The organism is Xanthomonas chitinilytica, from assembly GCF_026107455.2.
Classification (GTDB): Bacteria; Pseudomonadota; Gammaproteobacteria; order Xanthomonadales; family Xanthomonadaceae; genus Stenotrophomonas; species Stenotrophomonas chitinilytica.
In genome coordinates, this window is record NZ_JAPCHY010000004.1 from 97,536 (window position 1) to 124,503 (window position 26,968).

At 70.7% G+C, this 26,968-nt stretch carries 25 protein-coding genes and 1 tRNA gene; 20 read left to right on the forward strand and 6 right to left on the reverse strand.

The window, feature by feature from the left end; translation table 11 throughout:
- Window positions 1-18 precede the first annotated feature (18 nt).
- Entirely contained in the window at window positions 19-1,320 is a 1,302-nt protein-coding gene (locus OK345_RS06240; protein WP_265127058.1) for a hypothetical protein, read from the forward strand.
- A gap of 113 nt (window positions 1,321-1,433) precedes the next feature.
- On the opposite strand, the gene OK345_RS06245 is transcribed toward OK345_RS06240, so the two are convergent.
- Genes OK345_RS06245 through OK345_RS06260 form a run of 4 tightly spaced genes read right to left on the reverse strand, consistent with a single transcriptional unit; the run spans window position 1,434 to window position 5,821 of the window.
- Window positions 1,434-1,958 (reverse strand): Slp family lipoprotein, encoded by a 525-nt coding sequence (locus tag OK345_RS06245; RefSeq protein WP_265127059.1) that lies wholly within the window; start codon window positions 1,956-1,958, stop codon window positions 1,434-1,436.
- Entirely contained in the window at window positions 1,955-3,913 is a 1,959-nt protein-coding gene (locus tag OK345_RS06250) for a transglutaminase TgpA family protein (protein WP_265127060.1), read from the reverse strand. Before OK345_RS06250 ends, OK345_RS06245 begins: the two co-directional genes overlap by 4 nt.
- Entirely contained in the window at window positions 3,906-4,865 is a 960-nt protein-coding gene (locus OK345_RS06255; protein ID WP_265127061.1) for a DUF58 domain-containing protein, read from the reverse strand. The genes OK345_RS06250 and OK345_RS06255 overlap by 8 nt, the downstream gene beginning before the upstream one ends.
- A gap of 2 nt (window positions 4,866-4,867) precedes the next feature.
- Window positions 4,868-5,821: an AAA family ATPase gene (locus tag OK345_RS06260; RefSeq protein ID WP_425510954.1), complete on the reverse strand. Its 954-nt coding sequence runs from the start codon at window positions 5,819-5,821 to the stop codon at window positions 4,868-4,870.
- Window positions 5,822-5,861: 40 nt separating this feature from the next.
- Between OK345_RS06260 and OK345_RS06265 the strand changes: the two genes are divergently transcribed.
- From OK345_RS06265 to OK345_RS06275, 3 genes are all read left to right on the forward strand, one after another.
- On the forward strand, window positions 5,862-7,700 hold the full coding sequence (locus OK345_RS06265) for an ArnT family glycosyltransferase (protein ID WP_265127063.1): 1,839 nt from the start codon (window positions 5,862-5,864) through the stop codon (window positions 7,698-7,700).
- Window positions 7,701-7,768: 68 nt separating this feature from the next.
- A complete protein-coding gene (locus tag OK345_RS06270; protein WP_265127064.1) occupies window positions 7,769-8,728 on the forward strand; it encodes a glycosyltransferase family 2 protein in 960 nt (319 codons plus the stop codon).
- Window positions 8,725-10,581: a hypothetical protein gene (locus OK345_RS06275; protein WP_265127065.1), complete on the forward strand. Its 1,857-nt coding sequence runs from the start codon at window positions 8,725-8,727 to the stop codon at window positions 10,579-10,581. Before OK345_RS06270 ends, OK345_RS06275 begins: the two co-directional genes overlap by 4 nt.
- Before the next feature lie 13 nt (window positions 10,582-10,594).
- Here OK345_RS06275 and OK345_RS06280 read toward each other — a convergent pair whose 3' ends face one another.
- Window positions 10,595-11,167, reverse strand: coding sequence for a Maf family protein (locus OK345_RS06280; RefSeq protein ID WP_265127066.1), 573 nt, complete (start codon window positions 11,165-11,167; stop codon window positions 10,595-10,597).
- A 116-nt stretch (window positions 11,168-11,283) separates the two neighbouring features.
- Between OK345_RS06280 and OK345_RS06285 the strand changes: the two genes are divergently transcribed.
- The 15 genes from OK345_RS06285 (at window position 11,284) to OK345_RS06355 (ending at window position 25,045) form a co-directional block, all read left to right on the forward strand.
- A complete protein-coding gene (locus tag OK345_RS06285) occupies window positions 11,284-11,793 on the forward strand; it encodes a YceD family protein (protein WP_265127067.1) in 510 nt (169 codons plus the stop codon).
- Between the two features lie 108 nt (window positions 11,794-11,901).
- Window positions 11,902-12,096, forward strand: coding sequence for a 50S ribosomal protein L32 (gene rpmF, locus OK345_RS06290; RefSeq protein ID WP_265127068.1), 195 nt, complete (start codon window positions 11,902-11,904; stop codon window positions 12,094-12,096).
- Between the two features lie 89 nt (window positions 12,097-12,185).
- Window positions 12,186-13,163, forward strand: coding sequence for a beta-ketoacyl-ACP synthase III (locus tag OK345_RS06295; protein ID WP_265127069.1), 978 nt, complete (start codon window positions 12,186-12,188; stop codon window positions 13,161-13,163).
- 76 nt (window positions 13,164-13,239) lie between these two features.
- Window positions 13,240-14,022 (forward strand): BUD32 family EKC/KEOPS complex subunit, encoded by a 783-nt coding sequence (locus OK345_RS06300; protein ID WP_265127070.1) that lies wholly within the window; start codon window positions 13,240-13,242, stop codon window positions 14,020-14,022.
- Window positions 14,023-14,125: 103 nt separating this feature from the next.
- Window positions 14,126-15,070: an ACP S-malonyltransferase gene (gene fabD / locus OK345_RS06305; protein ID WP_265127071.1), complete on the forward strand. Its 945-nt coding sequence runs from the start codon at window positions 14,126-14,128 to the stop codon at window positions 15,068-15,070.
- Window positions 15,071-15,151: 81 nt separating this feature from the next.
- Window positions 15,152-15,895, forward strand: a complete 744-nt coding sequence (gene fabG, locus OK345_RS06310; protein WP_265127072.1) for a 3-oxoacyl-ACP reductase FabG — start codon at window positions 15,152-15,154, stop codon at window positions 15,893-15,895.
- 152 nt (window positions 15,896-16,047) lie between these two features.
- On the forward strand, window positions 16,048-16,287 hold the full coding sequence (gene acpP, locus OK345_RS06315; protein ID WP_225764514.1) for an acyl carrier protein: 240 nt from the start codon (window positions 16,048-16,050) through the stop codon (window positions 16,285-16,287).
- A gap of 122 nt (window positions 16,288-16,409) precedes the next feature.
- Entirely contained in the window at window positions 16,410-17,669 is a 1,260-nt protein-coding gene (gene fabF, locus OK345_RS06320) for a beta-ketoacyl-ACP synthase II (RefSeq protein WP_265127073.1), read from the forward strand.
- A gap of 218 nt (window positions 17,670-17,887) precedes the next feature.
- A complete protein-coding gene (locus tag OK345_RS06325) occupies window positions 17,888-19,249 on the forward strand; it encodes an aminodeoxychorismate synthase component I (RefSeq protein ID WP_265127074.1) in 1,362 nt (453 codons plus the stop codon).
- A gap of 69 nt (window positions 19,250-19,318) precedes the next feature.
- A complete protein-coding gene (gene mltG, locus OK345_RS06330; protein WP_265127075.1) occupies window positions 19,319-20,377 on the forward strand; it encodes an endolytic transglycosylase MltG in 1,059 nt (352 codons plus the stop codon).
- Complete coding sequence (locus tag OK345_RS06335; protein ID WP_265127076.1) at window positions 20,374-21,336, forward strand: DNA polymerase III subunit delta'; 963 nt, start codon at window positions 20,374-20,376, stop codon at window positions 21,334-21,336. Before mltG ends, OK345_RS06335 begins: the two co-directional genes overlap by 4 nt.
- Window positions 21,333-21,686, forward strand: a complete 354-nt coding sequence (locus tag OK345_RS06340) for a PilZ domain-containing protein (protein ID WP_265127077.1) — start codon at window positions 21,333-21,335, stop codon at window positions 21,684-21,686. Before OK345_RS06335 ends, OK345_RS06340 begins: the two co-directional genes overlap by 4 nt.
- A 64-nt stretch (window positions 21,687-21,750) precedes the next feature.
- Window positions 21,751-21,825, forward strand: a tRNA-Val gene (locus OK345_RS06345).
- A gap of 215 nt (window positions 21,826-22,040) precedes the next feature.
- On the forward strand, window positions 22,041-23,093 hold the full coding sequence (locus OK345_RS06350) for an Lnb N-terminal periplasmic domain-containing protein (protein WP_265127312.1): 1,053 nt from the start codon (window positions 22,041-22,043) through the stop codon (window positions 23,091-23,093).
- Window positions 23,090-25,045: an esterase/lipase family protein gene (locus OK345_RS06355; RefSeq protein WP_265127078.1), complete on the forward strand. Its 1,956-nt coding sequence runs from the start codon at window positions 23,090-23,092 to the stop codon at window positions 25,043-25,045. Before OK345_RS06350 ends, OK345_RS06355 begins: the two co-directional genes overlap by 4 nt.
- A 10-nt stretch (window positions 25,046-25,055) precedes the next feature.
- On the opposite strand, the gene OK345_RS06360 is transcribed toward OK345_RS06355, so the two are convergent.
- On the reverse strand, window positions 25,056-26,420 hold the full coding sequence (locus tag OK345_RS06360) for an MFS transporter (protein ID WP_265127079.1): 1,365 nt from the start codon (window positions 26,418-26,420) through the stop codon (window positions 25,056-25,058).
- 107 nt (window positions 26,421-26,527) lie between these two features.
- On the opposite strand from OK345_RS06360, the gene soxR reads away from it, so the two are divergent.
- Window positions 26,528-26,962 carry a redox-sensitive transcriptional activator SoxR gene (soxR, locus tag OK345_RS06365; RefSeq protein WP_265127080.1) on the forward strand — a complete coding sequence of 145 codons (435 nt, stop codon included), beginning with the start codon at window positions 26,528-26,530 and terminating at the stop codon, window positions 26,960-26,962.
- Window positions 26,963-26,968: the final 6 nt, after the last annotated feature.

Genomic DNA, 26,968 nt, shown 5'->3' on the forward strand with positions numbered 1-26,968 from the left:
CCGATGGGAGGACCCACGATGCGGCGATCCGTCCGCAGGTATATCTGTCTGGCGCTGGCGATGGCCGCATCGGCCGGCGCGATGGCCCAGGCGCCACTGGAGCCGGCCGCGGCGATGGCGGCATTCCAGCGCATGCAGGCCCTGTGCGAGGCCGATGCGGGAAATGCCTGGGGCGTGGACCTGTGCGGTCCCACCCTGCTGGCCGACCCAGCGACACGGCGGTTCTTGGCGAACATGGACGGGCTCGAAACCTCCCTCGAACGGGACGGGGCGGTCTTCCGCGGACGCCTGCCCGATACGGTTCCGGTGGCCAATACCGCGGTGGCATGGAACGGGCGCACGTGGACCATGCTGATGCTGCCCCTGCCGCAGCAGGAACCAGCGCTTTCCATCCTGCTCATGCACGAGGCCTGGCATCGCATCCAGGGGCGGATCGGGCTGGCGGCGACCCATGCCGACCAGGAACAGCTGGAGACGGAACAGGGACGGTTGTCGCTGCGCCTGGAACTGCGCGCGCTGGCGGCGGCTGTCGCCGCCACGGATCCGGGAGAGCGGCTCCGCGCGGTCCAGGATGCGTTGACCTTCCGCGCATGGCGGCAGGCGCGGTTCCCGGATGCGCGGCAGGCCGAGGACGCGATGGAGCGGCACGAGGGAATCGCCGAGTACACCGGCCGGATCCTGTCGCAGGATGCCGCCATGTCCGCGCATCTGGCCGACCACCTGCGGAAAGGCGACGGCGTCGCCGCCTATGCCCGGTCCTTCGCCTACTACACGGGGCCCGCGTATGGGGTGCTGCTCGACAGCGCATCCCCGGGCTGGCGAGCGGCCTGGAACCGGCGCGATGGATTGCCGGCGATGCTCGCGTCGGCCCTTGGCCTGGCGGTTTCACCCGACGATGCGGCCTTCGAGCGGAGCGGATCGCATTACGGCATGCGCGGGATACAGGCCGAAGAAACCGCCCGGGCCGTTGGGCAGGCCGCCGTTTCGGCGGCATTGCGCGCCCGGCTGGTCGATGGCCCGGTGCTCGCGGCGCCGGTGAACGGTGCCAGTTTCAGCTTCGATCCCAACAGGGTGACGCCGCTGCCGCCGGAGGGCGCGGCGTATGCAACCATCCGCGCGGCGGCGGCCTGGGGAGTGCTGGAAGTCGAGAAGGACGGCCTGCTCTCGGCGGACTGGTCGCGCCTGTCCGTGCAGTACACCGGCGCGGTGGCGTCCGCCGATGGCCTGAAGGGGGATGGCTGGTCGTTGCGCCTGAAGCCGGGTTGGGCGCTGGTGCCGGGGGCGCGGGCCGGCGACTGGACGATCCGCGCGCAGGAGTGATCCATGGCCCGGACTTGCCCGATGGCGCCGTCCAGCCAACGCTGATCGAAAAAAGACGCTGCCCGAAAGCAGCGTCTGTTCTCGATCACACCTGCGGGATCACGCCCGGCCGATCACCACCAGCCGCGGTAGCCCCAGCCCCAGCGGGGGCCCCAACCCGGACCCCACGGGCCGTAGGGATAGGCGGGAACCACTTCCACCTCGCGCTGCACCGGCCACAGGTAGACCACGTCGGCGGCGATCTTGGGCAGGCGGTAGTCGAACTCGCCGATGCGGGTGTTCTCGTAGCCCTCGATGCGGCCGATGAAGGTGACGTCGCGGCCCGGCTCGAACACCGCCGGATCGTAGAAACCGGCGCGGCAGGCGAGGAAGCGGCCGTCGCTGGCATCGGACGAGCTGGTGTTGGGCCGGCCGCTGCCGTTGAGCGGGCGCGAGATCAGCTGGAAGCAGGTTTCGCCCTGGCCCGGGTGGGTCTCGATGATGCGGCCACCCCAGCGCACCGGCGCACCGGTCTGCTGCTGGGCGACCGAGTCGCGCGGGGATACGGTGCTGAACTGTCCTTGCAGCGGCTTGGGCGCGGTGGCGCAGGCGGCCAGCGTGAGGGCGGCGGCGAGGGGAAGCAGGAACGTGGTCTTCATGGGTGTGCTCCGGGTTTCGGGCGGTGCCTGCGCAGGTCGCGCAATAATGAAACGTGGTCGGAATCGGCGCCAGCGTAACGTGCGGCGACGAAACGCCGGCTGAGTGCGGACAGGCCGTCGTCCGGGCGCACGGCAGCGACCCGCTGCGCCCATTGCAGGGCCGGTTCGTGTGGTTCGCGACCCAGGCCCAGGCGCGCGTAGCGGCGCCCCAGCCGGTGCCAGGCGCGCAGCAGCGGATCGCGTTCGCGTTCGCCGCGGGCCAGCAGCCAGGCCATCCAGCCGAGCGCGGCGCCGGCGAACAGCGCGAAGATCGCGATCAGCTGCCCGGGTTGCAGGCGTTCGATGCCGAACGGACGCAGCAGTTGCTGCTGGCGGTTGGCATCGAAGGACAGCATCAGGTCGTTCCAGCCGCGGCGCATCCAATCGCCGAACTGGGTGATCTGCTGCCAGCGCTCGCCCAGGGTCAGCACGGCATCGGCATCGCCCTGGCCGAGGCGGTCTTCCAGGGTGTCGTAGATGCGTTCGGGCGCTACCGCCGCGGTCGGGTCCACCCGCACCCAGCCGCGTTCGGGCAGCCACACTTCGGTCCAGGCGTGGGCGTCCATGCGCCGCACCACCCAGTAGTCGCCGAACCGGTTGCGCACGCCGCCGGTATAGCCGGTGACCACGCGGGCGGGGATGCCGGCGCCGCGCATCAGCACCACGAACGCGGAGCTGAAGTGCTCGCAGAAGCCGGCCTTGTGCTGGAACAGGAATTCGTCCACGCCGTGGCGGCCGGGCAGCGGAGTGTCCAGGGTGTAGCCGAACTCGGCGGTGATCCAGTCCAGGGCGCGGCGCACGATGGCATCGTCGTCGGCGCCGGCCTGCTGTCGCCATTGCCGCGCCAGCGCCAGCGTGCGCGGGTTGAAGTCTTCCGGCAGCTGCAAGGCCTGTCGGCGCGCGGCCGCGGACAGTTCGGCCTGGAACTGCTGCGGCGCGGCCGACTGCATGCGCCATCGGCTCAAGGCGCTCAAGGGAAGGTCGCTGGACAGGCTGTAGTCGTTGTCGAGGCGGCTGCCGGCCGGCGCCTGCAGCGGCAGGTCGAGCGCGACCAGCAGGCGGCGGTCGGTGGGCTCGTATTCGAGCTGGTAGTCCCAGCGCTGCGGGCCGGGCACGAACGCCGGCAGTCCCGGTTCCGGCGACCATTGCGGGCGGGTCCAGCTGCGGCCGTCGAACCGGGTCAGCACCGGACCGCGCCAGTAGCGCTGCTGCGGCTCCGGCACCGGACCGAAGAACTGCACGCGCAGGGCCGGGGTGTCGTCGGCCATCAGGTCGATCCATTCCCCGGGATTCATCGAGTCCGACAGCCCGGGCCGGGCCAGGGCGCGTTCGGGGATGCCCCACAGCGGCGAGCCCAGCCGCGGGAACAGCCAGAACGCGGCCAGTGCCAGCGGCAGCGCGATCACCACCAGCCGGCCGATGCCGCGCAGCTGCGCCGGCAATGCCGGGGTGGCGGCGTGGCCTTCCTCGTCGGCCAGCCGCTGCAGCGACAGCAGCGCGCTCAGCACCGCGGCCAGCGCCAGCACCAGGGTGACCGGCCCCTGGTCGAGCAGGAACGCGGCGAACGGCGCGAACAGGGCGAAGCCGAGCAGGCTGCGCGCATCGCGCAGGGTGCGCAGTTCCGAGGACTTGATCGCCAGCATCGCCGCCAGCAGTGCGCAACCGCTGTCGCGGCCGGGGCGCGCGCCCATCTGCCAGTAGATGGCACCGAGCATGACCGCGACCAGCAGCAACCGCAGCGGCGCCGGCAGCGATCGCCGCCACGACAGCAACGCCACCGCGAGCGCGGTGCCGATGAAGCTGGCCGACAGCGCGGCGGGCAGTTGCAGCAGCAGCGGCAGCAACGCCAACGCGGTGGTCAGCAGGCTCCAGCCGCGGTTGCCGGTACTCAACGCGGGCGAGGGCGGACTAGCCATGCGGCAACAACGCCAGCGCGCGCAGGCACAGGTGGCGATGGGCATCGCCGTTGCCGGGGCCGAGGACCGGGTTTCCCGGCAGGTTCAGCCGGTAGCGGCGGCCCTCGCGTTCGGCTTCGTTGACCCAGCGCGCCAGCCGCGCGATGCGCCGTTCGTAGGGCAGGTTGGCCAGCGTCCGCCAGTCGAGCACCACCTCCACGCCGAGCGGGCGCTCATGCTCGCGCACCAGCAGGGTGTCGCGCCGCGCCGAATGCTTCCATGAGATCGTGCGCGGTGCATCGCCGGCGCGGTAGCCGCGCAGTTGCTGCAGTTCCTCGCCCAGCGGATGGGCACGGGTGCGGGCCGGGGCACCGTCGCTTTCCGGCAGCGGCGGGCCCGCGCTTTCCGGCTGCGGGTAGACCAGCAATGGCGCTTCCGGCCACAGCCAGCCCCAGGCGCGGGCCAGCCCCAGCGGCTGCGTGGTCGAAAGCCGGATGCGTTGCAGGTCGAGCCAGCCGCGCTGCGTGGTGGGCAGCCACAGGTCCACCTCGGTGCGGTCGTCCTGTGCCAGGCCGGCGAAGACGGGTTCGGCACCCGGATGCGCCACCTGCAGCCCGCGCCGGGAACGGTTGTCGCCGCGCGCCAGGGTCAGCCGCAGCTTCAGCGGCGAACCGGCCGGCACCGGCTCGGCGGAGACCGCCTCCAGCCGCAGTCCCGACAGCTGCAGGTGGGCGTTGATGGTGCTGGCGATGCCGGCTGCGCCGAGCAGCAGCGCCAGCAGCAGCGCCGGGTTGTTGTTGTAGTTGAGCGCACCCAGCAGCATCACCGCCAGCAGCAGCGCCACGAACAGGCCGAAACCGGTGGGCAGCACGTAGATGCGGCGCCGGTCCAGGCGCGCGGGTAGGGCCTCGGGCGCCCGCGGCCGGGCCAGCAACTGCAGCGACCGCCAACCGGCACGTAACGCCTCGGGCATGCTCAGTCCACCTGCACGCTGTGCAGGATGGCGCGCGCCAGCGCCGGTCCGGAAGAGGATTCGGCCTCGGCCACCAGCCGGTGCCCCGCTACCGCCACGAACAGCGCCTGGATGTCCTCGGGCAGCACGTGCGTGCGCCCCAGCAGCAGCGCGTAGGCCCTGGCCGCGCGCAGCAGGGCGATGCCGGCGCGCGGCGACAGGCCCACGCGTACACCGGCATGCTGGCGGCTGCGGGTCAGCAGCGCCTGCACGTAGTCGATCAGCGCATCGCTGGCGTGTACCTGCTGCACGGCCGCACGCAGCGTCCGCACGTCGTCGTCGGACAGTCGCGGCAGTGTCTGCGCGATCAGGTCGCGACGGTCGGCGCCGCGGAGCAGGGCGCGCTCGGATTCGCTGTTGGGGTAGCCCAGCGCCAGCCGCAGCAGGAAGCGGTCCAACTGCGAGTCCGGCAGCGGGAAGGTGCCCGACAGGTCCACCGGGTTCTGGGTGGCGATGACGAGGAACGGATCGGGCAGGGCGTGGGTGACGCCGTCGAGCGTGACCTGGTGCTCGGCCATGGCCTCGAGCAATGCGCTCTGCGTGCGCGGCGGCGCGCGGTTGATCTCGTCGGCCAGCAGCACGTGGGTGAACACCGGGCCGGGATGGAACTGGAACTGGCGCGACTGCGGATCGTAGATCGACACCCCCAGCACGTCGGCCGGCAGCAGGTCGGAGGTGAACTGCACGCGCTGGAAACCCAGGCCCAGGGTCGAGGCCATCGCGTGGGCCAGGGTGGTCTTGCCCAGTCCCGGCAGGTCCTCGATCAGCAGATGTCCCGCGGACAACAGTGCGACGAACGCCAATCGCACTTCGTGGGCCTTGCCCAGCACCAGCGAATTGACCTGGTCCTGTGCCTGTTGCAGGGACTGTCGCAGTGCATCGGTTAGCATTCCGGGCTCATGAGGCGCAGTTGGCATCGATCGTCTCTTGTTGTTTATCCCGGGAGTGTAAAGGCCAATGCAGGGCGAGCAACGCGCACAGACGATCTTCATGGTGCTGTGGACGCTGGTGACCGCGGTGAAGCTGGTGATCGCCGCGCGGCTGCCGCTGTTCGTGGACGAGGCTTTCTACTGGCAGGAAGGCCAGCACCTGGCGGCGGCCTACTCCGACCTGCCCGGGCTGACCGCATGGATGGCGCGGCTGGGCGTGGAGATCGGTGGCCAGCACGTGCTGGGCCTGCGGCTGCCGTTCCTGGCGGTGGCCGCGCTGCTGCCGTGGTTGATCGCGCGCATCGCCGCGCGCTGGTTCGGCGCGGTGGCCGGGTGGCAGGCCGGCAGCCTGACCTCGCTGATGCCGCTGTCGGCGACGCTGGGCATCCTGGCGGTGCCGGACGTGCCGATGGCGCTGGCGGCGGTGCTGTGCCTGGATGCCGGCGCGCGGCTGCTGCGCCAGGTGGATGCGCTGGGTGCGGTGGAACTGGCGTTGGGGCTGCTGATCGGCGCATTGAGCCACTACCGCTTCATCGGCGTGATCGGCGTCGGCTTCGTCGCCCTGCTGTTGATTCCGCAGGGACGGGCGATGCTGCGCGACCCGCGGGTGTGGGTGGCGCTGATGGTCGGCGTGGTGGCGTGGTTGCCGCTGCTGGCGTGGAACGCCGACAACCACGATGCCGGGCTGAAGTTCCAGGTGGTCGAGCGCCACCCGTGGGAGTTCCAGTGGACCGGGCTGTGGTTCCTGGTGATCCAGCCGCTGCTGGTGACGCCGCTGCTGTGCATCGCGATGTGGCGGGTGGCGCTGGCCGGGGTGCGTGCCGGCAGCGGGGTGCGCGTGCAGTGGCGCTATTTCGCGCTGGTGGGTGGCGTTTCCACGCTGGCGATCTTCCTGCTGGGCTTCTTCACCGATGTCGAGCGCATCAGTTTCCACTGGCCCTTGCCCGGCTACTTCGCGCTGCTGGTGGCGGTGCCGGTGGTGTTCAACGGCTGGCCGCGCTGGCTGCGGCGCACCAGCTGGTGGCTGGCCGGCGCGGGCCTGGCCTGTGCCTTCGGCTACTACCTGATGGTGTCGGTGCCGACGGTGCGCGAACAGTTGGCCGGCAACAAGTACTACCCACGCAACTTCGCCGGCTGGGAGCCGTTGGCCACCGCGGTGCGCGAGGAACTGGCGCGGCTGCCGGAAGGCACCCGGGTGCTGGCCGGCAGCTTCAAGGTCGGCGCGGAACTGGGCTTCCAGCTGGACGACGCCTCCATCCGCGTGCTGCCGCATGCGCTGAACGACAAGCACGGGCGTACCGCGCAGCTGGCGCTGTGGGGCTTGATCCACGACGGCCGGCGGCAGGGGCCGCAGCTGCTGGTGCTCTCGCCCAGCGACCAGCGCTACCGCGACCTGCTGCAGACCTACCACGCCGTCTGCGAGCAGGTGGGGCCGTTGCCGCCGCCGCGGGTGGTGTCCAGCGACCACGGCTACCAGCGCTTCCTGCTGTTCGCGCTGCCGGCGGAAAAGGTGGACGGGCCGTGCGTGACCCCGGCGATGGCCTGGGTCGACAGCCCGCAGCCGGAGGCGACCGGAACCGGCGTGGTGGAAGTGGCCGGCTGGGCGTTCAAGGACGGCGTCGGCCTGTCCCGGGTCGAGGTGCTGCTCGACGGCAAGGTCGCCGCGCAGGCCGAGTACGGCCGGCCCTACGACGTCACCGGGTTCTGGAAAATCTCCACCGATCCGCACCATCCCGATGTAGGCTTCCGCGCCGAACTGGATACCCGCGTGCTGGCGCCGGGCCGCTACTGGCTGGGGCTGCGCCTGCACGGCACCGACGGCAGTGTCGAGGACTGGTGGGAGCAGCCGCTGCAGGTCGCGCGCTGACCGCGCCGGGTCCGGCCCGTCTCCCCTCACCGCAACCGATCGACGCCCGCCACGGGCATGGACCCTCCATGGACAGAACGCGCATCGCCGTACTCGTGCCCTGCTACAACGAGGCGGCCACCATCGCCAAGGTCGTCGGCGATTTCGCCGCGCAGCTGCCGCAGGCGGAGATCGTCGTGCTCGACAACAACTCCAGCGACGGCACCGCCCGGCTCGCCCGCGAGGCCGGTGCGCGCGTCCGCGAGGTCTCGCTGCAGGGCAAGGGCAACGTGGTGCGGCGCGGCTTCGCCGACGTCGAGGCGGACGTCTACGTGCTGGTCGACGGCGACGACACCTACGAGGCGGCGGCCGCGCCGCGCCTGGTGCGGCGGTTGCTGGACGACGGCCTGGACATGGTGGTCGGCGCCCGCCGCGACCGGGAGAAGGCCGCCTACCGCCCCGGCCACCGCTTCGGCAACGTGCTGCTGACGCGCTGCGCCGGGCTGCTGTTCGGGCGCAGCTTCGACGACATGCTGTCCGGCTACCGGGTGTTCTCGCGGCGCTACGCCAAGTCGTTCGCCGCCCATGCGCGCGGCTTCGAGATCGAGACCGAGCTGGCGGTGCATGCACTGCAGCTGCGCATGCCGGTGGCCGAAGTGGAGACCGCCTACGGCGTCCGCCCGGATGGCTCGGAAAGCAAGCTGAGCACCTGGCGCGACGGCTGGCGGATCCTGCGCACCATCGCCAAGCTGTTCAAGAGCGAGCGGCCGCTGCTGTTCTTTTCCATCGGCTGCATCGCCAGCGTCGCGCTTTCGCTGGCGCTGGCGGTGCCGCTGCTGCTGACCTACCTGGAGACGGGTCTGGTGCCGCGCTTCCCGACGGCGATCCTGTGCGCGGCGCTGATGCTGGTGGGGTTGCTGCTGCTGGCCTGCGGGCTGATCCTGGACACGGTGACCCGCGGCCGCATCGAGGCCAAGCACATGGCCTATCTCGCGGTGCCCGCATTGCCGGGCGGCGACGGAGCCGGCGATCGGGGAGAGGCGCGATGAGCGCGGTTCCCGCCGCCGGGAAGTTCCCGGCCATCGCGGCCCGGTTGCGCCGCTGCGGCGGCCTGCTGGACCGGTATTTCGCATTCCATTCGCGCGGCAACGTCGCCCGCGCGACCGTGGCGGTCATGCTGCTGGGCGGCGTGGTGGCGCTGCTGATGGGGCAGGACGCCAACTGGGACCTGCGCAACTACCACCTCTACAACGGCTACGCGCTGCTGCACGGCCGACTGGCGCTGGACCTGGCGCCGGCGCAGATGCAGAGCTACTTCAGCCCGGTGCTGGACGTGTTCCATTACCTGCTGATGGCGCGGCTGCCGGCGCCATTGGGCGGGTTCGTGCTCGGCGCCCTGCACGGGCTGGCGTTCCTGCCGGTGGCGGGCATCGCCGCGCGGGCGCTGCAGGGGCAGCCGCAGCGGGCGAGGCTGGCGCCATTGCTGGGGTTGGCCGGCCTGTGCAGCAGCGCCTTCCTGTCCGAGTTCGGCGGCAGCATGGCGGACAACACCACCGCGCTGTTCGTGCTGGCGAGCCTGTATTTCGTGCTGTCGGCGCAACAGCGCCAGGCCGCAGCACCGCAGGCGGCGTTCGCGGTCTGGGCGCTGGCCGGAGCGCTGCTCGGCATCGCGGTCGCGCTGAAGCTGACCAATGCGATCTATGCGGTGGCATTGGGGCTGGCGGCGCTGTGCGCGGGCGGGCCGCTGCGGCGGCGCCTGCTCGGGGCCGGCATGCTGACGCTGGCCGCGCTCGTGGTGGCGGCGCTGCTGGCCGGGTGGTGGTACCTGCGGATGTGGCAGGTCTTCGGCAATCCCCTGTTCCCCCAGTTCAACGCCCTGTTCCAGGGGCCGTTGGCCGCGTCGATCTCGGTCGCCGACACCCGCTGGCTGCCCCGCGGCATCTGGGAGCACCTGACCTGGCCGCTGCAGTTCGCCGCCAATCCCCGGCGCGTCAGCGAGATCTGGCTGGTGCAGTGCATCTGGCCGCTGCTGTACGTGTCGGCACTGGCGGTGGCGTTGCGGCGCGTCGTGCGCGGTGCGGGCGCGGCACCGGCTTTCGCACCGGCCATGGGGGCCGTGCTGGCGTTCTTCGGCGTGGGCTACGTGCTGTGGCAGGGGATGTTCAGCATCCACCGCTACCTGGTCGCGCTGGAACTGTTGGCGCCGCTGCTGCTCTGGTTCTTCTGCCAGAAGCTGTTCGCCCCGGGCCGGGCGGCGAAATGGGGAGGATGGGCGGTCGGGTTGTGTGCGCTGGTGTCGCTGCTGGGCTGGAACGCCTGGGGGCATGAGCGCTGGGCGCGCGACGGATTCGCGGTGGAGGCACCGCCGATGCCGGAACCGGAGCGCAGCGTGGTGCTGCTGGTGGGCCTGGAGCCGCAGGCTTGGCGGCTGCCGCTGCTGCCGGGCCAAGCGCGCTACGCCAGCGTGGCGTCGAATTTCCCCGAGTCTCCGGCTTACCGCGCGCACCTGGCCGGCATGCTGGAACAGCGCGACCGGCACTTTGCGATGATCCCGGCGCATTCGGACAAGCTGGCGCTGCGCTTCGTGCGCATGAACGACTGGGCGCGGCGGCTGGGGCTGTCGCAAGGGCGCGGCTGCGAACGGCTGCGCTGGATGGCCGCACGGGTGCGCGGGCTGCGCTCGGCGGTGGAGGAGGCCGGGGACGGGCATTGCCGGCTGGTTCCCCGCTCCGGGGCGCCGTCCGATGCCGAAACATCCTCCCTGCAGGAGCGGGCAGTGGCGCAGGGGCAACTGGCAGGCTACGGGCTGGCGCTGGAGGAGGGCTCGTGCGTCGTGCTGGCCTCGCGCATCGGCCAGGGGCAATACCCCTACCAGTGGTGCCGGGTGGTGCCGCGGCGATAGGCCGGCGGCGGTGTCAGGGCAGCGCGAAGCCGGCCTGGCGCAGCAGCCGCGACAGCGCGATCAGCGGCAGGCCGACCAGGGCGGTCGGGTCCTGCGTATGGATGGCGTCGAACAGGGCGATGCCCAGGCCTTCGCACTTGAAGCTGCCGGCGCAGTCCAGCGGCAATTCGGCGGCGACGTAGCGCTTGATTTCATCGGCCTGCAGTGGGCGGAAGCGGACTTCGGTCACATCCGCCGCCTGCAGCTGCTCGTCGCCGCGGACCAGGCTCAGTGCGGTATGGAAGCGCACCGCCCGCCCGGACATCGCCGCCAGCTGGGCGTGGGCGCCGGCGATGTCGCCGGGCTTGCCGAGCGGCCGGCCGTCCAGTTCCGCCACCTGGTCCGAGCCGATCACCCAGGCGCCCGGTGCGCGCGCCGCCACCGCCGCCGCCTTGGCCTGCGCCAGGCGCCGCGCCAGTACCGCCGGCGCCTCGCCGGGCAGGGGCCGCTCGTCCACCTCCGGGCGGGCGCAGTCGAAGGGCAGGCGCAGGCGCTGCAGCAGTTCGCGCCGGTAGCGCGAGGTGGAGGCCAGGATCAGCGGCGTCATGCGGGAACTCTTTGGCGGCGTGGGCCGGAAGTCTGCGGCGGCCGGCGGCGGCGGGGCAAGCGCGGCATGGCAGGGATTTGACAGCGCGACGGGCGATCCTTAACATTCAGCGGCTTATGTCCGCGAACGTGCCCGAATTGCTGGATGCCTGGCGGATGGTCGCAGCGCGAAGGCGCTTCGACGGCCAGGTTCCCCTGGCCGAGATGACCCGCCTGCAGGGGCTTGTCGCCGATACCGAAGGCGAGTGCCGTTACGCACTGGAATTCGGCCGGGACGAGGTCTTGCGGGTATCCTATGTCGAACTGTCCATCGATACCGCGCTGCCGCTGGTCTGCCAGCGCAGCCTGCAGCGCTTCCTGCTGCCGGTGTCGCTGGTGCAGCGGCTGGGCCTGATCCGGGACGAGGCGGAGGAATCCGCGCTTCCCGCCGATTACGAGGCGCTGCTGGTGCCGGAAGACGGCAACCTGCGGCCGCTGGACCTGGTCGAGGACGAACTGGTGTTGATGGTGCCGGTGGTACCGCTGGCACCCGGGAGCGAGGCGGTCGAGAGCGACTGGCCGGCGACCGAGGAAGAACTGGGCAAGGCCAATCCGTTCGCGGCATTGGCGGCGCTGAAGAAACAATAGCGGCCGGGTATCGTCGGCGGCTGCGGCGAAAGCGAAAAGGTAGTGCCGGGCGCTGGCGTCCTGTGCGACGAAACGACGAAGTAAACGAACCGAGTTTGGAGCAATCCCATGGCTGTGCAGAAATCCCGTGTTACCCCGTCCCGCCGCGGCCAGCGCCGCTCGCATGACGCCCTGAGCGCCAAGCAGCTGTCCACCGACCCGACCACCGGCGAAGTGCATCTGCGTCACCACATCACCGCCGACGGTTTCTACCGCGGCAAGAAGGTGATCGCGACCAAGACCTCGGCCGTCGAAGAAGATTGATCCGTGAAGGCCGCCGCCCGGACGGGCGGCGGCCTTCGCTCCATTCTTCGGGGCTGCCGATACCGGCATCCCCCGCAACAGGAACCAGCATGAGCAAGCGGATCTACTCGAGGATCGCGGGCACCGGAAGCTATTTGCCCGAAAAGGTGTTGAGCAACGACGATCTGGCGAAGATGGTCGACACCAGCGACGAGTGGATCCAGACGCGCACTGGCATCCGCGAGCGGCACATCGCCGCCGACAGCGAGACCACCGGCGACCTGGCCTACAACGCCGCCGTGCGCGCGCTGGAAGCGGCCGGGATCGAAGCGTCCCAGCTGGACATGATCGTGGTGGGCACCACCACGCCAGACCTGATTTTCCCGTCCACCGCCTGCCTGGTGCAGGCGCGGCTGGGCGTGGCCGGCTGCCCGGCGTTCGACGTCAACGCGGCCTGTTCCGGCTTCCTGTTCGCGCTCGGCGTGGCCGACAAGTTCATCCGCTCCGGCGATGCCCGCCACGTGCTGGTGATCGGCGCCGAGACCCTGACCCGCATGGTGGACTGGAACGACCGCACCACCTGCGTGCTGTTCGGCGACGGCGCCGGCGCCGTCGTGCTCAAGGCCGACGAGGAAACCGGCATCCTCAGCACCCACCTGCATGCCGATGGCAGCAAGAAGGAACTGCTGTGGAACCCGGTCGGCGTCTCGACCGGCTTCAAGGACGGCAAGAACGGCGGCGGCACCATCAACATGAAGGGCAACGACGTGTTCAAGTACGCCGTCAAGGCGCTGGACTCGGTCGTCGACGAAACCCTCGAGGCCAACGGGCTGGACAAGTCCGACCTGGACTGGCTGATCCCGCACCAGGCCAACCTGCGCATCATCGAAGCCACCGCCAGGCGGCTGGAGATGTCGATGGACCAGGTGGTGGTCACCGTGGACAAGCACGGCAACACCTCTTCCGGCTCGGTGCCGCTGGCGCTGGACGCCGCCGTGCGTTCGGGCCGGGTGGAGCGCGGCCAACTGGTGCTGCTGGAAGCCTTCGGCGGCGGCTTCACCTGGGGTTCGGCGCTGCTGCGCTATTGATGCGGCCTTCGGCGGGGGCGGGGCTCCCGCCTGCCATGGCAGGCGCCATGGTCCCTGCCGCCAAGGAGTACCCGTCATGGCTGAACCCATCGTCATCGAGGGCCAGCGCGCCTGGCTCAAGCAGTACGGCGACAGCAGCCGTGCGCTGCTGTTGGCAATGCTCGACCTGTTCGCCAGCCGCCTGCGGCTGGGCGCGCTGCGACCGCCGCCGCACCATGGTGGCGGTGCCGCCCGCGATGTCGAATCGCGCCGGCTGGCGGAACTGCATTCCCAGGACGTGAACGTACCGCAGGTGATCGGCCGCGGCCGCGCCTCGCTGGTGTTGAGCGATACCGGCCGTTCGCTGGCCAGCTGCCTGCGCGAGGCCGACGAGGCCGGCTGCGATGCGCTGGTCGCGCGGGCGATCGCGGCGATCGCGACCGCCCATCGCCAGGGCGCCTACTTCGGCCAGCCGGTGCCGCGCAACATGACCTGGGATGGCCGCAGCATCGGCTTCATCGACTTCGAGGAGGATCCGCTCGAGGTGATGGACCTGGTGCAGGCACAGGCCCGCGACTGGCTGCTGTTCGGCTATGGCGTGGCCAAGTACTACGACCGTCGGCCCGAGGTGCTGCAGCGGATGCTGGCGCAGGCGCTGGAAGGCGCGCAGACGCCGGTGGTCGCGCACGCGCACGAAGTGACCGGGCGCCTGCAGCGGCTGGCGCGGCTCAGCCTGCGGCTGGGTCGCTCGGCCCGCGCGCTGGCGCATTCGATCCTGATCGTGCATGGCGCCACCACCCTCGGCCTGGCGCTGGTGATCACGGTCTGCGTGGACTGGTTCGCCGACGGCACCCTGGACCTGCTCGGCTTCCTGGCCTGAGCGGCAGTCGATGGCGGGAGCCGTCGCTGCATACGCGGCAGTACAGACGCAGGAGGGGTTTCGCCTTTATGATGCCCCGCTCGATTTTGCAGGCGAACGACGCGTGACCGAATCCACACTTGCCTTTGTCTTCCCCGGCCAGGGTTCCCAGTCGCTGGGCATGCTGGCCGAACTGGCCGAGCTGCACCCGCAGGTCCGTGCGACCTTCGACGAAGCCTCCGAAGGCGCTGGCGTGGACCTGTGGGCGCTGTCGCAGGGCGGCCCGGAGGAAATGCTCAACCGCACCGAATACACGCAGCCGGCATTGCTGGCCGCGGGCATCGCGGTGTGGCGGCTGTGGATCGGCGAACGCGTCCTGCGCCCGTCGGTGCTGGCCGGGCACAGCCTGGGCGAATACACCGCGCTGGTCGCGGCCGGCGCGCTGTCGCTGCGCGAGGGCGCGCACCTGGTGCGCCTGCGCGGGCAGCTGATGCAGGAGGCCGCGCCGGCCGGCGTCGGCGCGATGGCCGCGGTGCTGGGCGCCGAGGACGCGGTGGTGCAGGAAGTCTGCGAGCAGGCGTCGGGCAGCCAGGTGGTGGTCCCGGCCAACTACAACTCGCCCGGCCAGATCGTGATCGGCGGCGACGCCGCGGCGGTGGATCGCGCATTGGCGCTGCTGGCCGAGCGCGGCGTGCGCAAGGCGGTCAAGCTGGCGGTCAGCGTGCCGTCGCACACGCCGCTGATGCGCGAGGCGGCCAACCGCCTGGCCGAGGCCATGGCCGGCCTGGACTGGCGCGTGCCGGGCCTGCCGGTGGTGCAGAACGTCGATGCGCAGGTGCATGCCAGCGTCGATGCGATCCGCGACGCGCTGGTGCGCCAGCTGTACCTGCCGGTGCGCTGGACCGAGTGCGTGCAGGCGCTGGCCGCGCGCGGCGTCGTCCGCGTGGCCGAGTGCGGCCCGGGCAAGGTGCTGACCGGGCTGGTCAAGCGCATCGACAAGTCGCTGGAAGCCCGCTCGCTGGCCACGCCGGCCGAGTTCGGCGCCGCGCAGGACGAGTGGGTACATTGAACGAGCGGCGGCACGGCGCAGGCCGTGCCGCATTGCGCCCGGCGGCCTTGCGGCCTGCCGCCCGCCATTGAGGAAACACGCATGAGCAAGCCACTGCAGGGTGAAATCGCCCTCGTCACCGGTGCCAGCCGCGGCATCGGCGCCGCCATCGCCGACGAACTGGCCGCGCAGGGCGCGACCGTCATCGGCACCGCCACCACCGAGTCCGGTGCCGCCGCCATCGGCGAACGCCTGGCCGCCGTCGGTGGCCACGGCCGCGCGTTGAACGTCACCGAGCCCGGTGCGATCGAAGCGCTGATCGATGCCATCGGCAAGGAATTCGGCGCGGTCTCGATCCTGGTCAACAACGCCGGCATCACCCGCGACAACCTGCTGATGCGGATGAAGGACGAGGAATGGCAGGCGATCCTGGACACCAACCTGACCAGCGTCTACCGCAGCTCCAAGGCGGTGATGCGCGGCATGATGAAGGCGCGCAAGGGCCGCATCATCAACATCGCCTCGGTGATCGGCGTCACCGGCAACGCCGGGCAGGCCAACTACGCCGCCGCCAAGGCCGGCATCATCGCTTTCTCCAAGTCGCTGGCCAAGGAAATCGGCTCGCGCGGGGTCACCGTCAACGTGGTGGCGCCGGGCTTCATCGACACCGACATGACCAAGGCGCTGCCCGCCGAGTCCAGGGAGGCGCTGCTGCAGCAGATCGCCCTGGGCCGCCTGGGCGAACCCGCCGACATCGCACGTGCGGTGGCGTTCCTGGCCGGTCCTTCGGCCAGCTACATCACCGGCGAAACCCTGCATGTGAACGGCGGCATGTACATGCCGTAAGCATGCGGCGCAGGGACTGCGCCCAAGTGGCTGATCGGCCGGTGTTTTTGCAGCGATGCAAGGCCCGGGCGCTTTCCACTACACTATCCGAGCGGCCATCGCAGACCGATGGCGTTTATGAACCACCACTACTCCATCTGGAGCGATATCCAATGAGCACCATCGAAGAACGCGTCAAGAAAATCGTCGTCGAACAGCTTGGCGTCAAGGAAGAGGAAGTCACCACCAACGCATCGTTCGTCGATGACCTGGGTGCCGACTCGCTGGACACCGTCGAGCTGGTGATGGCGCTGGAAGAAGAGTTCGAGTGCGAGATCCCGGACGAAGAAGCCGAGAAGATCACCTCGGTCCAGCAGGCCATCGATTACGTCAAGGCCCACGTCAAGGCCTGATGCCAGCCTTGGACGCGGCCGGCGCCATCGCTCCGTCCGCGTTGCAAATCCATGGGGCCGCAGTTGCGGCCCTGTGCTTTTAAGCGTCAAACCCGCCCGTTCCGGGGTCAGGAGAATCTGCAATGAGTCGTCGCGTCGTCGTTACCGGCATGGGCATGGTGTCGCCGCTGGGCAATGATCTGGCCAGCAGTTGGGAAGGCATCGTCAATGGACGTTCGGGCATCGGCCCGATCACGCAAATCGATGCATCGCAGTTCACCACCAAGATCGCGGGCGAGGTCAAAGGCTTCGACATCACCGCCGAGAACCCGCTGTACGGCAAATACCAGGTGTCCGCCAAGGACGCCAAGAAAATGGATCCGTTCATCCATTACGGCCTGGGTGCCGCCTTCATGGCGCTGCACGATTCCGGGCTGGAGATCACCGAGGCCAATGCCGAACGCGTGGGCGCCATCATCGGCGCCGGCATCGGCGGCCTGCTCGGGATCGAGGAGCAGACCATCAAATTCCACGAGGGCGGCGCCCGCAAGATCTCGCCGTTCTACGTGCCCAGCACCATCATCAACATGCTGCCGGGCCAGCTGAGCATCATCACCGGGTTGAAGGGGCCGTCGTTCTCGGCGGTATCGGCCTGCGCCACCTCCAACCATTCCATCGGCACCGCGATGCGCATGATCCAGTACGGCGATGCCGACGTGATGATCGCCGGCGGCGCCGAGCGCGGTTCCTCGCCGACCGCCGTGGGCGGCTTCTGCGCGATGAAGGCCATGTCCACCCGCAACGACGACCCGACCCGCGCCTCGCGTCCGTGGGACAAGGAGCGCGACGGCTTCGTGCTCGGCGACGGTGCCGGCATCCTGGTGCTGGAGGAGTACGAGCATGCCAAGGCGCGCGGCGCCCGCATCTACGCGGAACTGGCCGGTTTCGGCGCCAGCTCCGACGCTTACCACATGACCGCGCCGAGCGAGAACGGCGAAGGCGCCGCGCGCTGCATGGTCGCGGCGATGAAGGACGCCGGCGTCGTCGCCGAGCAGATCGGCTACCTCAACGCACACGGCACCTCGACCCCGCTGGGCGACCTGGGCGAGACCATGGCGATGAAGACCGCGCTGGGCGAACACGCGTACAAGACCCTGGTCAGCTCGACCAAGTCGATGACCGGCCACCTGCTCGGCGCGGCCGGCGGCGTGGAAGCGATCTTCTCGGTGCTGGCGCTGCGCGACGGCATCGTCCCGCCGACCATCAACCTGGAAGAGCCGGGCGAAGGCTGCGACCTGGACTACGTGCCGAACGTGGCGCGCGAGAAGGCGGTGGACGTGGTCATGTCCAACGGCTTCGGCTTCGGAGGCACCAACGGCACGCTGGTGTTCAAGCGGATCTGACGCGTTCCGCGATGCCGACCAGGGCCGCCGTCATGGCGGCCTTGGTCTATCCGGGGCAGGGAAACCCGGCCCCGAGGCGGCCGCCTCGCCGCAGCGATGCGTTCCGGGGCCGTCGCCGGCCCGGCATGCCGCCATCGCGCCGCCGGCATGAGGGCCGGAGCGATGCCGTATACCATTCGCAGGCGGCGCGGCCGCCGGCCGTACCGAGCAATCCCGACATGACCGACCTGCACACTCTTTCCCTGCCAGCCACCGTCGATCTGCTGGCAGTGCAGCGTCATGCGCCGCAGCGGTATCCGCTGCTGATGGAATCCACCGCCTCGGGCACCGCGCAGGGGCGCTGGGACCTGTTGCTGATGGGCAACGGCGAATCGCTGGCGCTGGAGGCCGATGGCCGCGTCCGCGATGCGGGCGGGCAGGTGCAGGAAGGCGATTTCCTCGCCGCGCTGGACGCACACTGGCAGGCGGAGCGCTTGCCCCGCGACGCCGCCGGATTGCCGTTCCGCGGCGGCTGGGCGCTGCTGCTGGACTACGAACTGGCCGCGCAGATCGAACCGGTGCTGCAACTGCCGCGGCGCGACGACGGCTTGCCGGCGGCGCTGGCGCTGCGCTGCCCGGCGGCGATCCTGCGCGATCGCGTCGGCGGGCAATGCCTGGCCGTGTGCGAAAGCGCGCAGGCGCCGTTGCTGCAGACCTTGCTGGACGACATCGACGCGGCCAACGCGGCCCCGGCGTTGCCGGGCTGGCAGGCGCCGCTGCGGCTGGAGGAGGACGCGCCGCAGCGCTTCACCGCCGGCGTGGCGCAGGTGATCGACTACCTGCGCGCCGGCGACGTGTTCCAGGTGAACCTGTCGCGGCGCTGGGACGCGCGCTTCGCGCAGCCGCTGTCGCCGTTCGCCCTGTACGCGCGGCTGCGCGTGGCCAACCCGGCGCCGTTCGCCGGACTGTTCGTGGCGCAGGGCAGGGCCGTGGTCAGTTCCTCGCCGGAGCGGCTGGTGTCGGTGCATGGCGAGCTGGTGCAGACCCGGCCGATCGCCGGTACCCGTCCGCGCTTCGCCGGCGACGACGATGCCGCGCGCATCCGCGAACTGGTCGGCCATCCCAAGGAACGCGCCGAGCACGTGATGCTGATCGACCTGGAGCGCAACGACCTGGGGCGGATCTGCGCGCCGGGAACGGTCGAGGTCGACGAGCTGATGACGGTGGAGAGCTACGCGCACGTGCACCACATCGTCAGCAACGTGCGCGGCATCCTGCGCGAAGGCACCACGCCGGGACAGGTGATCGCCGCCACCTTCCCCGGCGGCACCATCACCGGCTGCCCCAAGGTGCGCTGCATGCAGATCATCGCCGAGCTGGAGCAGCAGGCGCGCGGCGCCTATACCGGTGCGTTCGGCTGGCTCAACCGCGACGGCGACATGGACCTGAACATCCTGATCCGCACCGCCGAAGTGGCGGGCGACACCGCGCGCTTCCGCACCGGCGCCGGCATCGTGGTGGACTCGCTGCCCGAGCGCGAGCTGGACGAGACCCGCGCCAAGGCGCGCGGGCTGCTGCGGGCGATGGAGCCATCGGCATGAATGGCGCGCTTGGCAGGCGGTGCGAGGCGCGGGGTATCCTGCGCGGCGGCGAAATCATTCGAGGTGACCATGGCGGGTGCTAAACGGGGCTGTCTGGCCGTGCTGGCGATGTTGCTGGTGCTGGCGTTGCTGGCGGCGGCCGTCGGTGCCTGGCTGTGGCAGCAGCAGCGCAGCTTCGCCGCGACGGCGTTGACGCCCGAGGCCCCGAGCGTGGTGATCGCCGCGGGCGATTCGTTCAATACGGTGCTGGGCAAGCTGCGCGCGGCCGGCGTGGACGAAGGCCACGACCTGCAATGGCAACTGCTGGCCCGCCAGCTCGATGCCGCGGGCAAGCTCAAGGTGGGCGAGTACGCACTGCAGCCGGCGCCCACGCCGCACGAACTGCTGCTGCGCATGCGCCAGGGCAGGGTGGTGCAGTACCGCGTCACCATCGTCGAAGGCTGGAACATCCGCCAGCTGCGCGCCGCGCTGCGCAACGCCACGCCACTGGTGCACGAGACCGGCGACCTGGACGATGCCGCGCTGATGGCGGCGCTGGGTTTCCCCGAGCAGCACCCGGAAGGCCGTTTCCTGCCGGAAACCTACGTCTACCAGCGCGGCGACAGCGACCTGGACGTGCTCAGGCGTGCGCACGCGGCGATGGAGAAGGAACTGGCCGCGGCCTGGGAGTCGCGCGCCGACGACCTGCCGCTGGATTCGCCCTACCAGTTGCTGACGCTGGCCTCGATCATCGAGAAGGAAACCGGGCTGGCCTCCGAACGGCCGCTGATCGCCGGGGTGTTCGCGCGCCGGCTCAGGCTGGGCATGCGCCTGCAGACCGACCCGACCGTGATCTACGGCATCGGCAGCGCCTACGACGGCAACATCCGCAAGATCCACCTCACCACCGACACGCCCTACAACACCTATACCCGCGCCGGGCTGACGCCGACCCCGATCGCCATGCCCGGGCGCGCGGCGCTGCAGGCGGCGGCCAACCCGGCGCCCGGCGACAGCCTGTACTTCGTCGCCGTCGGCGACGGCAGCGGCGCGCACGCGTTCTCGGCCACCTATGCCGAGCACAACGCCGCGGTCGCGCGCTACCTGCAGCGGTTGCGGCAGAACCGCGCCCGGGCGGAGCGGCCATGAGCGCGACGTTCGCCCCCTGGCAGCAGCGCGCCTACGACCAGACGGTGGCGGCGCTGGACGCCGGCCGGCTGGGGCACGGGCTGCTGATCTGCGGCCCGGCCGGGCTGGGCAAGCGCGCGGTGGCGCTGAAGCTGGCCGAACACGTGCTCGGTCGCGGCGACGAGGCCGCCGCCCGCCGCAGCCAGCAGCTGATCGCCGCCGGCACCCATCCTGACCTGCAGCTGGTGTCGTTCATCCCCAACAAATCCGGCGACAAGCTGCGTACCGAGATCGTGATCGAACAGGTGCGCGAGATTTCGCAGAAGCTGGCCCTCACCCCGCAGTACGGCGTGGCCCAGGTGGTGGTGGTGGACCCGGCCGACGCGATCAACCGCTCGGCCTGCAACGCGCTGCTCAAGACGCTGGAGGAGCCGGCGCCCGGCCGCTACCTGTGGCTGATCAGCTCCGATCCGGCGCGATTGCCGGCCACCATCCGCAGCCGCTGCCAGCGCCTGGAATTCAAGCTGCCGCCACGCGACGAGGCGATGGCCTGGCTGCTGGGCAACGGCCATGCGCAGGCCGCGGCGGGCGAGGCGCTGGATGCGGCGCGCGGCCATCCCGGCCTGGCCGACCAGTGGCTGCGCGAGGACGGCCTGGCGCTGCGGCGACAGGTGGCCAGCGACCTGGAGCAGGTCGGCAGCGGCCGCGTCGGCGTGGTCGAACTGGCGCAGCGCTGGACCGGCGACGAGCACGCCGACCTGCGCCTGCGCCATGCGGCCGACCTGGCGCTGGCGCAGGCGGCGGCCGATGGCTTGACCGATCCGGCGCGATTGCACAAGCTGGCCGCCTGGTTCGATGCCGCCAACCGTACCCGTGACCTGCTGCGTACCACGATCCGCGCCGACCTGGCGGTGGTGGAACTGCTGCTGGCCTGGACGACCGTGGCGAGCGAGCGGCAATCCAAGGGGAACATCCGATGAGTGCGACGAACGCCCGCCAGGGCATCCTGTCCCTGGCGGTCAAGGACAAGGCCGCCCTGTATGCGGCCTACATGCCGTTCGTGAAGAACGGCGGCATCTTCGTGCCGACGCCCAAGCGCTACTTCCTCGGCGACGAGGTCTTCCTGCTGTTGACCCTGCCCGATTCCAGCGAGCGCCAGCCGGTGGCCGGCAAGGTGATCTGGGTGACCCCGGCCGGCGCGCAGGGCAACCGCACTGCGGGCATCGGCGTGCAGCTGGCCGACGGCAACGAGGGCGAGGCGATCCGCAACAAGATCGAGACGCTGCTGGCCGGTACCCTGACCGCCGACAAGCCGACCCAGACGATGTGAAGATTTTTTGCGTGGATCCGTTGACGCCAGCGCTAGCCGCCCTATAATGAGCGGCTCGCAACACGGGCGGTTAGCTCAGCGGTAGAGCATTGCCTTCACACGGCAAGGGTCGCAGGTTCGATCCCTGCACCGCCCACCAGCGAATCCAGAAGAAACCGGCCCAGCGCCGGTTTTTTCGTTTCCGTGCAGGCGCGCCGCGATACGGCCGCAAGGTATCTTTCCGCCAGGCCGGCGCCATTGGCCGGAATCCCGAGGACACCTCCCGATGACGATCCTGCTGCTTCCCGTTGCGTTCGGTTCCGCCCGCCGGCTCCCGCCGGCCTTCGACGGCGGAACCGTGCGCGGGTGGCATTGATGGTGGCGCAGGGGAGGCGGGCCGGTGGCCTGCGTCGGATCCTGCGCGGCATCGGCTGCGGCGCGCTGGCACTGTGCTGCGTGCTGGTCGCGGTGTGGGGCGCCGGCGCGCTGTGGTTCCAGTTGCCGGGCGGGCCGCTGCTGCGCGGCCTGGCCATCGTGCCGTGGAGCGTGGCCGCGGCGCTGGCGTTGCGCGCCTGCCTGCGGCCGTGCCGGCGCTGGCCGGCGCTGCTGGTATATGCCGGGCTGCTGGTGGCGATGCTCGGCTGGTGGACGACGATCCTTCCTTCGCAGGACCGGCAATGGGCCGACGACGTGGCGCAGCCGCTGCGCGCGCAGGTGCAGGGCCGGCAGGTGGTGATCGACAACGTGCGCGACTTCCACTGGCGCAGCAACAGCGACTACGACATCCGCTGGGAGCGCCGCGAGTACGATCTCGACCGGCTGGTGTCGGCCGACCTGATCCTGTCCTACTGGATGGGCCCGGCCATCGCCCACACGCTGGTGTCGTTCGGTTTCGACGACGGCCGCCAGCTGGTGTTCTCGCTGGAGATCCGCAAGGAGCGCGGCGAATCGTTCTCGGCCATCGGCGGCTTCTTCCGCCAGTTCGAGGCGGTGCTGGTGGCGGCCGACGAACGCGACATCGTGCGGGTGCGCAGCAACGTCCGCGGCGAGGACGTCTATCTCTACCGGCTGCAGGGGCTGTCGCAGCCCGAGCTGCAGGAGCTGCTGCTGTCCTACCTGCAGCAGGCCGACGAGCTGCGGCGCGAGCCGCGTTTCTACAACACCCTGACCAGCAACTGCACCACGGTCGTGTTCGAGCTGGTGCGGCGGATCGCGCCGGGGTTGCCGCTGGACTACCGGTTGCTGCTGTCGGGTTACCTGGCCGAGTACGCGCACGACGCCAAGGGACTGGTGCCCGGCTACGATTTCGCCACGCTCAAGGCGCGCGGCCGCATCACCGACCGCGCCCGCGCCGCGGGCGATGCGGACGATTTCAGCCGCGCCATCCGGCGCGGCGTTCCCGGTATCGAGCAAGGAAGCCCGCGATGATCGAACGATTCCCGCGCATGGCGCGCATCGCGCCGCCCTGGCTGCTGCTGTTGTCGACGCTGCTGCTCGGCGGCTGCGCGATGGTGACGGTGAAGCCGGTGGCTTCCGCCGACTACATGGCGGTGAAGCGCGGCGACGTGCTCACCACCCAGCGGCTCAGCAATGCCGCGCAGGAAGCGCTGAGCGTCATCGGGCTGGATGCCGGGCAGTGCCGCAAGGACCTGCCGCACTGCCTGCAGGCGCTGTCCGATACCGACGGACTGGGCCAGGAGCAGCAGCTGGCGACACTGGCCGAACTGTGGACGCAGACCGCGCTGGCGCTGACGCCCAAGGACAAGGACCGCGAGCGGCTGCCGTTGTCCGAGGCGGCGCTGGACGCCTGGCTGGAGGCGGCCCGGTACGCCTATGCCTACCTGTTCTTCAGCGGGCGCACGCCGGCCGAGCGCGCGTTCGAGGAACGGCAGACGCAGGTGCGCGACTACTACAACTACGCCGCCGACCAGGCCGCCGCGGCGGTGTTCCAGCGCAGCCGCCAGCGGGCGCTCCAGGGCGAGGACCTGGAGCAGCCGGTGCGCAACGGCAACTGGACCCTCGCCGTCGATTTCGGCCAGCTGCGCCTGAACAGCATCCCGCGGCGGCTGGTCTCGGCCTCGGCGATCGGTTTCGCGGGCATGCGCAGCACCTACCGGCGCGACGGTTTCGGCGCCGAACTGGTGGTGGAGATGGAGCCGCCGTCGCTGGCGGTGCCGGTCGACGCCGAAGGCGGGGCGGACAAGGCACCGGTGTTCAGCGAGATGCCGTCCATCGCCGCCACCGCGCTGCTGCGTTTCAGCGGCGACACGCTGCAGGAAGTGCTCGATACCCGCGAGGTGGTGATCGAGGCCTACGAGCCCGAGCGCACCGCCAGCGTGGACCTGCACGGCCAGCGCGTGCCGCTGGCGGCCAACTTCACCGCCGCCTACGGCCTGTGGCTGGCGCAGTCGGGCTTCGCCACGCAATCGCTGCGCACCCTGTTCGGCCGCGGCGAAGGCATCCGCGAGCCGCACATCTACCTGATGCAGCCCTACGACCCGGACCGCCGCATCATCTTCATGCTGCACGGCCTGGCCAGCAGTCCGGAGGCCTGGGTCAACGTCGCCAACGAGGTGATGGGCGACCCGGTGCTGCGCGAGCATTTCCAGGTGTGGCAGGTGTACTACCCGACCAATGCGCCGGTCGCGCTGAACCGCTACGAGATCGACAACGCGCTCGACGCCACGCTCAGGCACTTCGACCCGGGCGGCCGGGCGCCGGCCTCGCGCGACATGGTGCTGATCGGCCACAGCATGGGCGGGGTGCTGGCGCGGCTGCTGGTGACCTCCTCCGGCGAGCAGCTGTGGGACGGCCTGCTGCAGCGCTACCAGCTCAGCGGCGAGCGCCTGCAGCGGGTGCGGGCCAAGCTCGGCCCGCTGCTGCACTTCGAGGCGCGGCCGACGGTGGAGCGGGCGATCTTCATCGCTGCCCCGCATCGCGGCACCGATGCCGCCGGCAACCGGCTGGGGCGGATGATCGGCAAGCTGGTGCGGTTGCCGGTGACCATCCTGGGCAAGTTCGGGGACGTGTTCGAGATGCTGGTGGACCCTGCCGGGGCGCAGGAGGAAAAGGCGGAGAAGCCGCGCATTCCCAACAGCATCGACAACCTGAAATCGAGCGACCCGTTCGTCCGGGCGTCGTCGCAGCTGCCGATCATGCCCGGGCTGAAGTACCACTCGATCATCGCGCAGCGGAAGCCGGAAGTACCGTTGGCCGATTCCGACGACGGGCTGGTGCCCTACTGGAGCGCGCACCTGGATGGCGCGCTGTCGGAGAAGGTGATCGTCTCCGGGCACAGCGTGCAGGAAACGCCGCAGGCGATCCTGGAGATCCGCCGCATCCTGCACCTGGACCTGGCCGAACGGGAAGGCGCGCGCTGAGCGCGGCGCCTCAGACGCGCCGCGCCACCCACAGCGCCATCAGCGCCAGGGCGCCGGCGATGGCGAAGTTCAGCAGGTAGCCCAGCCAGACCGCATGCGCCAGCAGCCAGGCGAACAGCGAGCCGCTGACCGCCAGGGTGGTGGCCACCGCGATCGCCTCGCTCAACTGCAGCGCCGAGCTGTTGCGGCCCTGCTGCGCGGGCGGCGACAGCGACAGCGTCAGCACCGACAGGCTCGGGTAGACCAGGCCCATGCCCAGCCCGGTCAGGACCCAGCCGGCGATGGCGACGGCCACCGGCACCGCGGCGATCATCGCCAGCCCGGTCAGGCCGATGCCCGCGGCCATGGCCAGGGCGCCGGTCTGCAGCAGTTGCCGGCGCGACCAGCCGCGGCGGGTGTGTCCCTGGTACCAGGAGCCGGCGGCCCAGCCCAGCGCACCGACGCTCAGCGCCACCCCGGCCAGCCAGGGCGACAGCCCGCGTTCGCGCGACAGCAGCAGCGGCAGGAACGCCTCGCAGCCGAAGAAGGCGGCCCCGGCGAGGCCGCGCAGCGCGATCACGCTGGGCAGGCCGCGGCGCAGCCGCAGGGTGCCGGCCGGCAGCAGTTTCCAGCTGCACAGGCCCAGCAGGGCCGCCGCCGGCAGCAGCAGCGGCACTGCGATGGCGCCATGCATCTGGCCGCCTGCGTACAGCAGCAGGATGCCGATCGAGGCGCCGATGGCCCAGAGTACGGTGCGGTCCAGCACCGCACCGCGCGGGTCCTCGGCCGCCAGCCTGCGCACGGTGGGGCGCAGCAGCAGTGCGGCGGGGATCGCCAGCATCGGCACCGCCAGGAACACCCAGCGCCAGCCCACGTGCTGCACGATCAGCCCGGCCAGCGTCGGCCCGAGCAGCGAGGGCAGCACCCAGGCGGCCGAGAACGCGGCGAAGATGCGTGGCCGCAACGCTTCGGGATACAGCCGCGCCACCACCACGTACAGGGTCACGAAGAGGGTGCCGGCGCCCAGCCCCTGCAGCAGGCGCCCGCCGATCAGGGTCGGCATGTCCGGCGCCAGCCCGGCCAGCAACAGCCCGGCGACGAAGCAGGCCAGCCCGGTCCACAGTGGCTGGGCCGGGCCGCGGGCATCGCTCCAGCGGCCGGCCAGGGTCATGCCGATCACGCTGGTGGCCAGGGTGCCGCCGAAGGCGAAGGCATACAGCCGCAGGCCGTCGAGTTCGCGCGCCACGGTGGGCATGGCGGTGGCCACCGCCAGCGCTTCGAACGCGATCAGCGAGACCAGCGCCACCATGCCCAGGGTGGCGGCGCGGAAGGACGGCGAAAGCACCGAGCCGACCGGAGGAACGGCGGCGGGGGAAGAGGCGGCGTGCGATGTCATGGAGCTTCCAGCGGAGGACGGAACGCGGACGACGGCGGCGCGACACTTGTGCCGGTCGTGGCAGGCGCGCAGCATGTTTCCTCAACCTATGTCGAGGTCAAGCGTGGATGATGCAGGAAATGAGCGTGGGCGAGGTGGCGCGGCGTAGCGGGGTGGCGGTGTCCGCGTTGCATTTCTACGAGAAGAAAGGGCTGATCCGCAGCCTGCGCACCGCCGGCAACCAGCGCCGCTATGGGCGCGACGTGCTGCGGCGGCTGGCCGTTATCCGGGTGGCGCAGCGGGTGGGCGTTCCGCTGGAGGCGGTGCTGCGCGCGTTCGGCACCTTGCCCGAGCAGCGCACGCCGACCCGCGCCGACTGGGCGCGGCTGTCGGCCGCCTGGCGCCGCGAGCTGGACGAGCGCATCGTCCAGCTGCAGTTGCTGCGCGACCAGCTCACCGACTGCATCGGCTGCGGCTGCCTGTCGCTGCAGCGCTGCCGGCTCAGCAACCCGGGCGATGCACTGGGCGAGCTCGGCGACGGCCCGCAACGCTGGCGCAAGTAGGCGCCG